This is a genomic window from Nonlabens sp. MB-3u-79 (genome assembly GCF_002831625.1).
Lineage (GTDB): Bacteria > Bacteroidota > Bacteroidia > Flavobacteriales > Flavobacteriaceae > Nonlabens.
Genome location: NZ_CP025116.1, coordinates 2,076,260 through 2,089,227 on the forward strand (window position 1 = coordinate 2,076,260; position 12,968 = coordinate 2,089,227).

Genomic DNA, 12,968 nt, shown 5'->3' on the forward strand with positions numbered 1-12,968 from the left:
CACAAATGGATTTCGAGAATATTTTATACAAAGAAGAAAGTTTCAGAATTATTGGAGCATGTATGAAAGTCCATACTGCTTTAGGTGCGGGTTTTCTAGAATCTGTTTATCATGAAGCTCTAGAGAAAGAGTTTAAAAATCAGGAAATAGAATTTGACAGTAAGAGAAAACTTCAAGTTTATTATAATAATGTTCCTTAAAAAAAATATTTTATAGCTGACTTTATCTGTTTTAATAAAATAATTATTGAAATCAAAGCAGCCTTATTTTTACATAAAGACACGGAAGCTCAAACTATAAACTATCTTAAATCCACTAATTATAAATTAGGTTTATTGGTTAACTTTGGACAATCAAGTTTAACTTGGAAAAGATTTATAAATACCAAATAATCCGTGCAAATCTGCTTTAATTCGCGAAAATCTTTAAAAAAATGAAAGGAATAATTTTAGCTGGGGGCTCAGGAACCAGATTGCATCCGTTAACCTTAGCGGTAAGCAAACAACTCTTGCCTATTTATGATAAACCTATGGTTTATTATCCGTTGTCGGTATTAATGGAAGCGGGTATTACTGAGGTGCTATTGATATCTACCCCAAATGACCTTCCTAATTTTGAACGCTTACTCGGTGATGGAGGTAAATTTGGTATTTCTATCACTTATAAAGAACAGCCGAGCCCAGACGGTCTCGCACAAGCATTTATTCTCGGTGAAGCATTTATAGGGGATGATGCAGTAGCTTTGGTATTAGGAGATAATATTTTTTATGGCGCTGGATTTTCTGAGTTATTGGAACGCGCCGTACATAAAGTTACTTCAAAAAATGTGGCTGTTGTATTTGGCAACTATGTAAAAGACCCAGAGCGTTATGGTGTTGCGACTTTTGATACTGCAGGTAAGCTCAGTGGAATTGAAGAGAAGCCTACAAAACCGGCGTCTAACTATGCTGTGGTAGGTCTTTATTTTTATCCTAATTCTGTTATAGAGGTGGCAAAAGGATTAAAGCCGTCTAAGAGAGGTGAGTTGGAGATCACTGCGGTTAATCAATATTATTTAGAGAATAAAAGTTTAGAAATGCAAATACTCAGTCGCGGCTTTGCATGGTTGGATACCGGGACGCATGAGGCACTTACCGAAGCTACAGAATTTGTAAAAGCGGTAGAAAAAAGGACAGGTCTTAAAATAGCTTGTTTAGAAGAGATTGCCCTGACTCAAAAAAGAATTACTAGTGAAGATCTTTATAGCAGAGTCGAACACTTAAAGGGAGATTACTACGATTACATTAAAGAAGTGGTTCTTAAAAAGGGAAAAATTAATTAATTTTTTTATAGTTGTTGTACTGCTATGACCGTTACAATAAGAAGATTCTTATTACATTTGCCACTTACTTTTAGTAGAAATAACAGACTAAAACACCACTAGAAAATTGACACAAGACAAAATACTTATCACCGGCGCCGCAGGATTTATAGGTAGCAACTTAGCTGATTATTTTGTGGGAAAGGAATATGATGTTGTAGGATTAGATAATTTTTCCACAGGTCACCCCAAGAATATTCAACAATTAAAAGAGAAATCCAATTTTCAATTTATTGAAGGAGATATCAGGGATTTGGGGGTTTGTATCAAAGCGGTAAAAGGTTGTCGTTATGTACTGCATCAGGCAGCCTTAGGGAGTGTCCCTAGATCCATCAAAGATCCGATTACGACCAATGAAGTGAATATCAGCGGTTTTTTAAATATCCTAACCGCTTGTAAGAATGAAAAGGTGGATAAATTGGTCTATGCTGCTAGTTCCTCTACTTATGGAGACTCAAAAGCTTTACCTAAAGTAGAAGATGAAATTGGGAAGCCACTATCCCCATATGCGATAACAAAATATGTAAATGAATTGTACGCAGACGTTTTTTATAAAACTTACGGGTTAAAAAGCATTGGTTTACGGTATTTTAATGTATTCGGTAGAAGGCAAGATCCCAATGGTGCTTATGCAGCAGTAATTCCTAAATTTATTGCTCAACTTATGAGTATGAAGTCTCCAGTGATCAACGGAGATGGAACCTATTCAAGAGACTTTACCTATATAGATAATGTGATACAAGCAAACGAGTTGGCTATGTTGTCTACGCATGAAGAATCCAATAATTGTGTTTTAAATATTGCTTTTGGTGAGCGAACTACAATTTCAGGTTTAGTTCAAACATTAAAAGAGCTGTTGAGTCGCTCCACAAAAAGCATACAAAATGTGAAAATTAGCTATGGATCAAATCGAGAAGGTGATGTACCTCACTCCTTGGCATCTATTCAAAAAGCTAAAAATATTATAGGCTATGATCCTCAATACAGTTTACAAGACGGTTTAAGAGAGTCGATCAAGTGGTACCAAGATAACTTGTAAGTCGCAATGCAAAAGAAGATGAAAAAAATAGCAGTTATAGGTTTAGGGTATGTGGGATTGCCATTGGCAAGACTTTTTGCTACAAAATATAGCGTTCTGGGCTTAGATATCAATCGAAGCAGAATAGCTCATTTACAAAAAGGAATAGACAAAACCTTAGAGGTAGAAGAAGATTTATTAAAGTCTGTTCTAAAATCTGAAAATTCAAATACAATTGGTTTGTACTGCTCGTTTGATTTTGAGGAGTTAGAAACAGCAACTATTTATATAGTGACAGTTCCTACTCCGGTCGATTCTAAAAATCAACCAGACCTAACCGCTCTGATTCAAGCCAGTAAGACCCTTGGTAAGTATCTCAAAAAGGATGATATTGTTATTTATGAATCTACGGTATATCCTGGAGCCACAGAAGAAGTATGTGTTCCTATTCTTGAAAAGCAAAGCGGCTTAAAGTTCAATAAAGACTTTTTTGCTGGCTATTCTCCAGAACGCATCAATCCTGGAGATAAATTACACAGAATAGAACATATTTTAAAAGTAACTTCAGGCAGCACGCCTGAAGTTGGGATGGTTATCGATAAGTTGTACGCATCGGTAATAGAAGCAGGTACTCATCTTGCGCCTAGTATTAAAGTGGCTGAAGCAGCAAAGGTTATTGAAAATGCTCAAAGAGACATCAATATTGCTTTTGTAAACGAGTTGGCTAAAATCTTTAATCTATTAGACATTGATACGCAAGCGGTACTAGAAGCAGCAAGTACCAAATGGAATTTTATAAAATTCCAACCTGGATTGGTTGGAGGGCACTGTATAGGAGTAGATCCTTATTATTTGGCGCAAAAAGCACAACAAGTAGGTTATAACCCAGAGATCATTTTAGCCGGTAGAAGGGTCAATGACAGTATGGGGGAGTATGTAGGCAGTCAGACCGTAAAACTCATGTTGTCAAGAGATATCGCTCTTAAAAACGCATCAATTTTAATTTTGGGGATTACCTTTAAAGAAAACTGCCCTGATGTAAGGAATACCAAAGTGGTGGATGTTGTATCAAGTTTAAAAGATTTTGGTTTACAAATAGATATTCACGATCCTAATGCAGACCCAGAGCAAGTGCAAGAGGAATACGGTTTAGAGTGCTCGAAAGTCTTACCTCATAAAAAATACAGTGCGATTATATTAGCCGTAGCCCATAAAGAATTTTTAAGTTTAAATTTAGAAAATTTACTTGAGCCTAAAGGAGTCATTTACGATGTAAAAGGCGTTTTAGGATCTCGTGCAGATAAAAAATTATAATATGAAAGTAAAAAACATTTGTTGTATTGGTGCAGGTTATGTAGGAGGTCCGACGATGACCATGATAGCCGCTAAATGCCCTCATATTACTGTTAATGTAGTTGATATCAATGAAAAACGCATCGCCGCATGGAATGATCCTGATGTAGAAAACATACCTATTTATGAACCCGGATTATCGGATTTGGTGGGGCAAACCAGGGGTAAAAACCTGTTCTTTTCTACCGATGTAGACGCAGCAATTAAAGCAGCAGATATGATTTTTATATCTGTAAACACACCTACCAAAACCTATGGTGTAGGAAAAGGTATGGCGGCAGATCTAAAATATATTGAGCTTTGCGCTAGACAAATAGCCGCAGTTGCGACTACAGATAAAATAATAGTGGAGAAATCTACTTTACCTGTGCGAACTGCAGAGGCTTTAAGGAGTATTCTAGACCATACTGGAAATGGTGTGCAGTTTGACATACTTTCCAATCCAGAATTCTTGGCAGAAGGAACAGCAGTAAGCGATTTATTAAACCCAGATAGAGTACTCATAGGTGGCGAGCAAACAGAAAATGGAAAAAAAGCTCAAAAAGCTTTAGTGGATGTATATTCCAACTGGGTTCCTAAAGAACGTATCTTGACGACAAACGTATGGTCTTCAGAGCTTTCTAAGTTGACAGCAAATGCATTCCTTGCACAACGAGTAAGTAGTATCAATGCACTATCAGAATTATGTGAAGTTACTGAGGCTAATGTGAATGAAGTGGCGAGAGCTATAGGAACGGACACTAGAATTGGCTCTAAGTTTTTAAAAGCCTCTGTTGGTTTTGGAGGTTCTTGTTTTCAAAAAGACATATTGAACCTTGTCTACATTTCCCAGACCTATGGGTTACAGGAAGTGGCAGATTATTGGGAACAAGTCATCATTATGAACGATCACCAGAAAAGGAGGTTTGCTAAGAAAATTGTAAAGACCTTATTCAATACCGTTTCTGGTAAAAAAATAGCCATAATGGGTTGGGCATTTAAGAAGGATACCAACGATACCAGAGAGTCCGCAGCTATTTATGTGGCCGACTACCTATTAAACGAACAAGCAGAAATTACGGTCTACGATCCAAAAGTAACTGCAGAACAAATCTATAGTGACCTTAATTATTTGGGGACCAGATCAGATGAGGAGAATCGGAGACTTCTTAAAGTAGTCACCGATCCTAAAATAGCGGTAGAAAAGGCACATGCTACAGCTATATTGACAGAGTGGGATGAATTCACAGAGTTCAACTGGAAAAACATGTATGACAGCATGCTCAAACCGGCCTTTCTTTTTGACGGTCGTATGCTATTAGATCATGAGGAGTTAAAAAGCATTGGGTTTGAAGTCTACACCATAGGTAAAGGTTGATGCCGCTTTCGCAATATTTGTCCCGAATTCACTTCGGGAAGCGGAAAACATATTTAAAATGAAACCCAACATTAATCGTGAGAATTGATTAAATGTTCAAAAAAATACTGCTGTAAAATGAGTGAATTTAAAAAAAACCTTATCGTTTTTGAAACCCTTCCAGAGGATATCAAAATGGTGCCATTGGTTGAAGAATTCCAAAAACATTCTCAAAATTTTGAAGATAAAGTTTGCGTAACAGCTCAACACCAGGAAATGTTAGATCGAGTTCTTGATTTTTTCAATATCACTCCAAATTTCGATTTGGATCTTATGAAGCCTGGTCAAAACTTATATTCTTTAACAGCAGACATCATCAAAGGAATGAAACCTGTTTTAGAAGAATTTAATCCAGATTACGTTTTTGTACATGGTGATACCTCTACCACCATGGCTACCTGTATGGCTGCTTTTTACAACCAGTCCAAAGTATTTCATGTAGAAGCAGGATTACGTACCGATGACAAATGGTCTCCATTTCCCGAGGAGGTGAATAGACAAGTGACCGGAAGAATAGCAGACTTTCATTTTGTCCCTACAGAGACTTGTAAGAAGAATCTTCTCTTGAAAAATATTGAAGAGGGTCAAATCTTGGTTACTCATAATACCGTAATTGATGCTTTATTGGACCATAATATTAAGGTAGATAATGAACCAATGGCTTTTATTAAGGAAATGAAAGAATTCTAAGACTATGCGCCAAGTTGACTTAAAAAGACTGCTAATTGAGGCGAAGCCGTGCTTTCTTGATAGTGAACAGTCCATAATCCACAGATAAATTTAAACTATCCATAAAAACACACCAATGACATATAAAAAATCAATTGCAGTAATTGTATCAGGCTATTTTAATCCTATCCATAAGGGACATATTGATTATTTTAAACAGGCCAAAGCTCTAGGTCATCAATTGTTTGTTATCGTCAACAACGATTATCAAAGGGAGCTCAAAGGAAGCAAAGCTTTTCAAGATGAGGAAGAACGTTTGCTTATCGTGAGTAATATTAAATCAGTAAATAAGGCTATATTATCCATTGATCAAGACTCAACGGTTAGAGCAACCTTAAAAAAAATTGTAAATGAGTATAAGTCAGATTTTGATTTTATGTTTGCAAATGGGGGTGACCAAAACAACAAAAGCATACCTGAAGCAATAATATGTGAAGAACTAGGAGTGCTGCTTACGGACGGTTTAGGTGAGAAAATCCAATCAAGTAGTTGGCTTTTGAAAAAGTAATATTTTTAATTTTAATCAAATAAAATGGAACACGACATCAGACCTTGGGGAGAATACTTTGTTTTAGAAAATCAAGACACCCACAAAGTCAAACGTATAAAAGTGAAACCTAAAGGCAGACTTTCTTATCAATACCACCATAAGCGTTCAGAAGTATGGACGGTAGTAAGCGGTGTTGGGCGAATAACTTTAGACGGTGAAACCAAAGATTACTATTATGGGGACATTGTGCAAATACCGCAAGGTATGAAGCATAGAATCGAGAACCCTTCAGCCGAAGAAGATTGTATCTTTATTGAAGTACAACTAGGTACTTATTTTGGAGAAGACGATATTGTACGGATAGAAGACGATTATGATAGAAATTAGAAATAATCCTAAGCAATTCAACTGACTTTTAAATATACCTTAAGAAAATCGTAAAGACCTTATTCAATACCGTATCTGATAAAAAATCGCTTTAATGGGTTGGGCCTTTAAAAAGAATACCAACGATACCAGAGAGCTCGCAGCTATTTATGTGACCGACTACCTATTAAACGAACAAGCAGAAATTACGGTCTACGATCCAAAAGTAACCGCAGAACAAATCTATAGTGACTTTAATTATTTAGGCGCCAGATCAGATTAGGAAAACCGCAGACTTCTTAAAGTAGTCACCGATCCTAAAATAGCGGTTGAAAAGGCACATGCTACTGCTATATTGACAGAGTGGGATGAATTCACAGAGTTCAACTGGAAAAAAATCTATAACAGTATGCTAAAACTGGCTTTTCTTTTTGACGGCCGCATGCTATTGGATCATGAGGAGTTAAAAAGTATTGGCTTTGACGTCTATACGATAGGTAGAGGTTGATGCCGCTTTAGCGAAACTTGTTCCGAATTCACTTCGGGAAGCGGAAACCTTAGATTGATAAAGATTATATGAGGTTTTACCACAAGAACCTTTTAAATAGTCTTTTAGTAGGTTGTAAGATTTGTCAATGTATTTTACATTTTACATGTGTTGTTTTATAGCTATTGCACTATCCCTTAAATTTTAAGAAATATATAAAGCTGTAAGCTGTTCGTTTGGACATAATTTATTGTGTGCGGCGAATGTATTTATTTATGGGTTTTGTGAAGAGTAACAAAAGGTACAAACTAACAGCAAACGGAGGAACCTGTATTGAAAATTAAACTTAGAAAAGAACAGATAATTACGGGGCGAAAGCACGGAGATTTATTATCTTGCGACCTGAAAAATTAGCGCTTTTTGCGCAAGTTACTGTGGGGAGTTCCAAATATAATGGGGCTCACAGTAGCGGAGCTATAGAAAAAAAGTAGTATAACAATGCTTTATAAAACAACCAGCCCCTAATTTTTTGTACATAAGAAAAATATATAATAAGAACACTTAACGACGCACAAATGAATTGGTTGGTGCTCTACACAAAACCAAAAAATGAAGTAAAAGTAGCGCAAGGCCTAGCCACTGCTGGTATTAACGTTTATTGCCCTATGCTTACTACTGTAAAGCAATGGAGTGACCGGAAAAAAAAAGTTTCGTTGCCACTTTTTGCTTCTTATGTATTTGTGCAAGTGACTGAGTCGCAAAGATCATCTGTTTTCGATATACCAGGCGTAGTACGCTACTTATTTTGGTTAGGAAAACCTGCCATTGTAAGAGAAGAGGAAATCAATGCAATAAAAGAATTGCTTAGCGAAAACAGCTATAAAGAAGTACGCGTTGCGTCTCTAGAACCGGGCGACAGCCTGATTCTAAAAGAAGGTGTTTTTAAAGGGCAAACAGCAACTTTTAAAGAACAAAAAGGAAACCAAACCATTCTTATTTTAAGTGGTTTCGGGACAAAACTTATTCTAAATAAATAGTTAAGAATATACCAATTAAAGAGTGAAACAATGAAAATATCAGTTATAGCTACTGCTGGGTTTCTAAGCTTCAATTTGGTAGATCTTTTTTTACATAAAGAATATAAAGTAGTAGGCTTGGATAATTTCTCGACCATTCACCTTCATAACACAGCCCCATTAGAAAAACTTGAGTTTTTCACTTTTATTAAAGCCGACATGAAAGCACAATCAAAGTTATAATTCAACCGATGAAAAAGATTTTACTTGTTTTTGGAACCAGACCCGAAGCCATAAAAATGGCACCATTGGTTCAAGAATTTCAAAAAAACCCTCTAGATTTTGAAACCAAAGTCTGCGTAACTGCCCAACACAGGGAAATGTTAGATCAAGTTCTTGATTTTTTCAATATCACTCCAGATTTCGATTTGGACCTTATGAAACCAGGTCAAAATTTATATTCTTTAACCGCAGACATTATTACAGGAATGAAACCTGTTTTAGAAGAATTTAATCCAGATTATGTTTTTGTACATGGTGATACCTCTACCACCATGGCTACCAGTATTGCTGCTTTTTACAACCAGTCCAAAGTATGTCATGTAGAAGCAGGATTGCGTACCGATGACAAATGGTCTCCATTTCCTGAGGAAGTGAATAGACAAGTGACCGGTAGAATAGCAGACTTTCATTTTGCTCCTACCACTACTTCTAGAGATAATTTATTAAAGGAGAATATACCAGAGAATCAAATTGTAGTTACTGGTAATACGGTTATTGATGCCTTGTTAGCTAGTGTAAAAAAGGTAGAAGAAAAGCCTTCTGCATTTGTGAACTCCATGAGTGAGTCCTTAGGGGATCACGAGATGATTCTAGTAACAGGACATAGAAGAGAGAATCACGGTAAAGGTTTTGAAGATATATGTCAAGCTTTGAAAGAGATTGCTGAAGCGAAGCCAAATTTTAAAATTGTATATCCCGTTCATTTGAACCCTAAGGTACAAGAACCGGTAAATAGAATACTTAAGGATGTTGATAATATCATACTTATAGCCCCTTTAGCTTATCAAGATTTTATTTGGATGATGAACCGCAGTAGGATCATTATCACTGATAGTGGTGGAGTGCAAGAAGAGGCCCCTAGTTTAGGTAAGCCTGTCTTAGTCATGCGCGATACTACAGAACGACCAGAAGCAGTAGAAGCAGGCACTGTTATATTGGTTGGAACAGATAAAGATAGGATCGTTTCAGAAGCCTTAGAGCTGATCAATAATAAGGAACGATTTGATCAAATGAGTCAACTTCATAATCCTTACGGAGATGGAAGTGCCTGTAAGCGCATCGTTAACATTATAAAAAATACATAAATGAGTCACCAACCAGAAGTTGTCATGATAGGTTTAGGTTATATAGGCCTACCTACAGCAGCATTAATAGCATCAAATAATGTCCATGTGCATGGAGTAGATATCAATCAAAAGGTAGTCGATACCATCAATGCTGGTAAAATTCATATCGTAGAGCCATCTTTAGGAGGGGCTGTTGCTGCTGCGGTTAAAGATGGTTACTTGAAAGCTGCTACTAAAGCGGTAGTAGCTAATAATTACCTTATTGTGGTTCCTACTCCTTTTAAAGATAAACATGAGCCAGATATTTCTTTTGTGGAAGCAGCTACCAAAGGAATTATACCTCTTCTTAAAAAAGGAGATTTATATATTATTGAGTCGACCTCTCCTGTTGGTACAACAGAAAAAATGATGGAATTGATCTATACAGAACGTCCAGAATTAAAAGATCAAATACACATCGCATATTGTCCTGAAAGAGTGCTTCCAGGTAATGTGATGCATGAATTAGTACATAACGATCGAGTTATAGGAGGAGTGAATGAAGCGAGTACTCAAAAGGCGCTTTCTTTTTATTCTAAATACGTTAAAGGAGATTTACACGCTACCAACGCTAGAACTGCTGAAATGTGCAAGCTGGTAGAAAACTCTTCTAGAGATGTACAAATTGCATTTGCCAATGAGCTATCGCTGATTTGTGATAAAGCAAACATTAATGTGTGGGAATTGATAGAACTAGCCAACAAACATCCGAGAGTAACCATTTTGCAGCCAGGCTGTGGAGTAGGTGGTCACTGTATTGCAGTAGACCCTTATTTTATTGTCTCTGATTATCCAATGGAATCAAAAATAATAGGTACTGCGAGAGAAGTAAATAATTACAAATCTTTTTGGTGTGCTGAAAAAATTCAAACAGAAAAATTAAAGTTTGAGTTAAAACATGGTAGGAAACCCAAAATTGCTCTTATGGGTTTAGCTTTTAAACCGAACATAGATGACTTAAGAGAATCTCCTGCTAAATATATTGTGAATAAGGTTTTACAGAATGATAATAATGGAGAATATTATATTGTAGAACCAAATATAAAAGAGCATAATGTATTTAAAATAACTGATTACAAACATGCAATTGAAAAGACAGATATTCTAGTTTTTTTAGTAGCCCATGATGAATTTAAAAACTTAGAATACGATTCTAGTAAGGTTGTTTTAGATTTTTGTGGTATTAATAAATAAGATATGGATATAATTGCAGAAATTGGTCAAGCTCACGAAGGTAGCTTAGGAATAGCGCATTCTTATATAGATGCTTTAGCATTAACAGGCGTTACAGCAGTAAAATTTCAAACACATATTGCAGAGGCAGAAAGCTCTGAATTTGAAGACTTTAGAGTTAAATTTAGTTATGAAGATAAAACTAGATTTGATTATTGGAAACGAATGGAATTTACAACTGAACAATGGGCTGGTTTAAAAAAACATTGTGAAGATAAAAACCTTGAGTTTATTTCTTCTCCATTTAGTAATAAAGCAGTTGATTTACTTGAAAAAATTGGAGTGCAAAGATATAAAATTGGCTCTGGTGAAGTAAGTAACTACTTAATGCTAGAAAAAATTATTAAAACAGGAAAACCTATTCTTTTATCATCTGGAATGAGCTCTTACGATGAGTTAGATAAGACAGTAGCTTTCATAAATAATAAAGGTAACAACCTTTCCATTTTTCAATGTACTACAAGTTATCCTTCTATTTCTGGCGAGTGGGGTCTTAATTTAATACCAAGTTTTATAAATAAATACAATGTTCCAATTGGTTTTTCTGACCATAGTGGGGATATTTATGCGTGTTTAGCAGCAACAACTTTAGGAGCATCCCTTTTAGAATTTCATGTTGTTTTTGATAAGCAAATGTTTGGTCCGGATGCAAATTCTTCATTAACGATTTCTGAAATAAAAAAATTAACCAATGGTGTTATTCAAATCTCTAATGATTTAAAGAGTAACTCAAATTTCAAACGAGATAATTCTAAATTTGCCGATTTAAAAACAATTTTTGAAAAATCATTAGCAGTTAATAAAGATCTAAAATCTGGGAATATTATTACTTTTGATGATTTAGAGGCAAAAAAACCTTCAACTATGGGTATTACTGCTAAAGAATTTGAATCTATAGTTGGTAGAAAACTAAAGACAGATTTAAATAAGTGGGATTTTATTCAAAAAAATAATTTACAAGATTAATGCAAGTTAAAAGAAAAATATGTGTAGTTGTTACAGCAAGGCCATCTTACAGCAGAGTGAAAACATTACTAACTGCTATTGAAAATCATAATGATTTGGAGTTAAAGCTTGTTGTAGCTGGTTCTGCTTTGTTAGAGCTTTATGGTAATGCAGTACAAGTTATAGAAAATGATGGTTTTAAAATTGATGCTAAAGTTTACAATGTATTAGTTGTAGAAAATGAAACTGCTATGGCTAAAACTACAAGTATGGCAATTATGGAATTATCTAATGTTTTCTATAATATGAAGCCAGATGCTATTTTAACGATTGCAGATAGGTACGAAACTATTGGAACTTCAATTGCAGCTGCTTATCAAAATATTCCTCTTATTCATCTTCAAGGTGGCGAAGTAACAGGGAATATTGATGAAAAGGTAAGACATGCAAATACTAAGTTAGCAGATATTCATTTTGTTTCATCTTTACCTTCTATGGTTAGAGTCCTAAAAATGGGGGAAAATCCAAAATTTGTTTTTAATACCGGATGTCCATCGTTGGATTTAGCAGCGGAAATTTTAGATAATCCGGATTTAGATTTTGATCCGATAAAAAAATATGGTGGCGTAGGTGCAGACTTAGATATAAGTAACGGATATTTAATAGTTATGCAACATCCAGAAACAAATGAGTACAAAAATGCAAGAAAACACATTGTTGAAACACTAGAAGTAATCCGAGAACTAAAAATACCAACGTTATGGTTTTGGCCAAATGTTGATGCAGGTTCAGATGCGACTTCTTCTGGAATACGTCATTATAGAGAGACTTATGATTTAAGTCATGTTCATTTCTTTAAAAATATGGCTCCCATGGATTTTTTGAGGTTGCTATATAATTCCAAAGGATTGATAGGGAATTCTAGTGCAGGAATCAGAGAATGTGCATTTTTAGGAGTACACGCTGTAAATATTGGCAAGCGTCAAGAAGGCAGAGATAGAGGGAAGAATGTAATTGATGCAGATTATAATAGAAAAGAAATAAAACAAGCTATTTTAAAACAAATTAATTCTGAACTTCCTGAAAGAGATTTTATCTATGGAAAAGGAGATTCAGGAGTGAAAATCGCAAATATCTTGGCAGAAATTGAATTACCTTATTCAAAAATTTTACAGTATTAACGATAA

At 35.3% G+C, this 12,968-nt stretch carries 12 protein-coding genes and 3 pseudogenes; all 15 read left to right on the forward strand.

What is annotated here, in order from left to right:
- Positions 1-5: 5 nt before the first annotated feature.
- The 15 genes and pseudogenes from CW736_RS14275 to neuC all read left to right on the forward strand — a co-directional run bounded on the left by CW736_RS14275 (position 6) and on the right by neuC (position 12,962).
- Positions 6-392, forward strand: a pseudogene (locus CW736_RS14275) (GxxExxY protein).
- Between the two features lie 41 nt (positions 393-433).
- Positions 434-1,321 (forward strand): glucose-1-phosphate thymidylyltransferase RfbA, encoded by an 888-nt coding sequence (gene rfbA, locus CW736_RS09155; protein WP_101013660.1) that lies wholly within the window; start codon positions 434-436, stop codon positions 1,319-1,321.
- 106 nt (positions 1,322-1,427) lie between these two features.
- A complete protein-coding gene (locus CW736_RS09160) occupies positions 1,428-2,399 on the forward strand; it encodes an SDR family oxidoreductase (RefSeq protein ID WP_101013661.1) in 972 nt (323 codons plus the stop codon).
- Between the two features lie 18 nt (positions 2,400-2,417).
- Positions 2,418-3,692, forward strand: a complete 1,275-nt coding sequence (locus tag CW736_RS09165) for a nucleotide sugar dehydrogenase (RefSeq protein WP_101013662.1) — start codon at positions 2,418-2,420, stop codon at positions 3,690-3,692.
- A 1-nt stretch (position 3,693) separates the two neighbouring features.
- Positions 3,694-5,088 (forward strand): UDP-glucose 6-dehydrogenase, encoded by a 1,395-nt coding sequence (locus CW736_RS09170; RefSeq protein ID WP_101015094.1) that lies wholly within the window; start codon positions 3,694-3,696, stop codon positions 5,086-5,088.
- Between the two features lie 117 nt (positions 5,089-5,205).
- A pseudogene (wecB, locus tag CW736_RS09175) lies at positions 5,206-5,811 on the forward strand (non-hydrolyzing UDP-N-acetylglucosamine 2-epimerase); the annotation flags it as partial.
- 121 nt (positions 5,812-5,932) lie between these two features.
- Positions 5,933-6,364, forward strand: a complete 432-nt coding sequence (locus CW736_RS09180) for an adenylyltransferase/cytidyltransferase family protein (protein WP_101013664.1) — start codon at positions 5,933-5,935, stop codon at positions 6,362-6,364.
- A 24-nt stretch (positions 6,365-6,388) separates the two neighbouring features.
- On the forward strand, positions 6,389-6,733 hold the full coding sequence (locus CW736_RS09185; protein ID WP_101013665.1) for a phosphomannose isomerase type II C-terminal cupin domain: 345 nt from the start codon (positions 6,389-6,391) through the stop codon (positions 6,731-6,733).
- Positions 6,734-6,768: 35 nt separating this feature from the next.
- Positions 6,769-7,220, forward strand: a pseudogene (locus CW736_RS09190) (UDP binding domain-containing protein); the annotation flags it as partial.
- A gap of 554 nt (positions 7,221-7,774) precedes the next feature.
- Complete coding sequence (locus tag CW736_RS09195) at positions 7,775-8,236, forward strand: UpxY family transcription antiterminator (protein WP_101013666.1); 462 nt, start codon at positions 7,775-7,777, stop codon at positions 8,234-8,236.
- 30 nt (positions 8,237-8,266) lie between these two features.
- Entirely contained in the window at positions 8,267-8,458 is a 192-nt protein-coding gene (locus CW736_RS09200; protein ID WP_101013667.1) for a hypothetical protein, read from the forward strand.
- 8 nt (positions 8,459-8,466) lie between these two features.
- Positions 8,467-9,582 carry a non-hydrolyzing UDP-N-acetylglucosamine 2-epimerase gene (wecB, locus tag CW736_RS09205; protein WP_101013668.1) on the forward strand — a complete coding sequence of 372 codons (1,116 nt, stop codon included), beginning with the start codon at positions 8,467-8,469 and terminating at the stop codon, positions 9,580-9,582.
- Positions 9,583-10,797 (forward strand): UDP-N-acetyl-D-mannosamine dehydrogenase, encoded by a 1,215-nt coding sequence (wecC, locus tag CW736_RS09210; protein WP_101013669.1) that lies wholly within the window; start codon positions 9,583-9,585, stop codon positions 10,795-10,797.
- A gap of 3 nt (positions 10,798-10,800) precedes the next feature.
- A complete protein-coding gene (locus CW736_RS09215) occupies positions 10,801-11,802 on the forward strand; it encodes an N-acetylneuraminate synthase family protein (RefSeq protein WP_101013670.1) in 1,002 nt (333 codons plus the stop codon).
- Positions 11,802-12,962 (forward strand): UDP-N-acetylglucosamine 2-epimerase, encoded by a 1,161-nt coding sequence (gene neuC, locus CW736_RS09220; protein ID WP_101013671.1) that lies wholly within the window; start codon positions 11,802-11,804, stop codon positions 12,960-12,962. The genes CW736_RS09215 and neuC overlap by 1 nt, the downstream gene beginning before the upstream one ends.
- Positions 12,963-12,968: the final 6 nt, after the last annotated feature.

Coding starts and splice junctions, on each gene's coding strand:
- rfbA (WP_101013660.1), top strand. CDS start 434: ATGAAAGGAATAATTTTAGCTGGGGGCTCAGGAACCAGATTGCATCCG.
- CW736_RS09165 (WP_101013662.1), top strand. CDS start 2,418: ATGAAAAAAATAGCAGTTATAGGTTTAGGGTATGTGGGATTGCCATTG.
- CW736_RS09170 (WP_101015094.1), top strand. CDS start 3,694: ATGAAAGTAAAAAACATTTGTTGTATTGGTGCAGGTTATGTAGGAGGT.
- CW736_RS09180 (WP_101013664.1), top strand. CDS start 5,933: ATGACATATAAAAAATCAATTGCAGTAATTGTATCAGGCTATTTTAAT.
- CW736_RS09185 (WP_101013665.1), top strand. CDS start 6,389: ATGGAACACGACATCAGACCTTGGGGAGAATACTTTGTTTTAGAAAAT.
- CW736_RS09195 (WP_101013666.1), top strand. CDS start 7,775: ATGAATTGGTTGGTGCTCTACACAAAACCAAAAAATGAAGTAAAAGTA.
- CW736_RS09200 (WP_101013667.1), top strand. CDS start 8,267: ATGAAAATATCAGTTATAGCTACTGCTGGGTTTCTAAGCTTCAATTTG.
- wecB (WP_101013668.1), top strand. CDS start 8,467: ATGAAAAAGATTTTACTTGTTTTTGGAACCAGACCCGAAGCCATAAAA.
- wecC (WP_101013669.1), top strand. CDS start 9,583: ATGAGTCACCAACCAGAAGTTGTCATGATAGGTTTAGGTTATATAGGC.
- CW736_RS09215 (WP_101013670.1), top strand. CDS start 10,801: ATGGATATAATTGCAGAAATTGGTCAAGCTCACGAAGGTAGCTTAGGA.
- neuC (WP_101013671.1), top strand. CDS start 11,802: ATGCAAGTTAAAAGAAAAATATGTGTAGTTGTTACAGCAAGGCCATCT.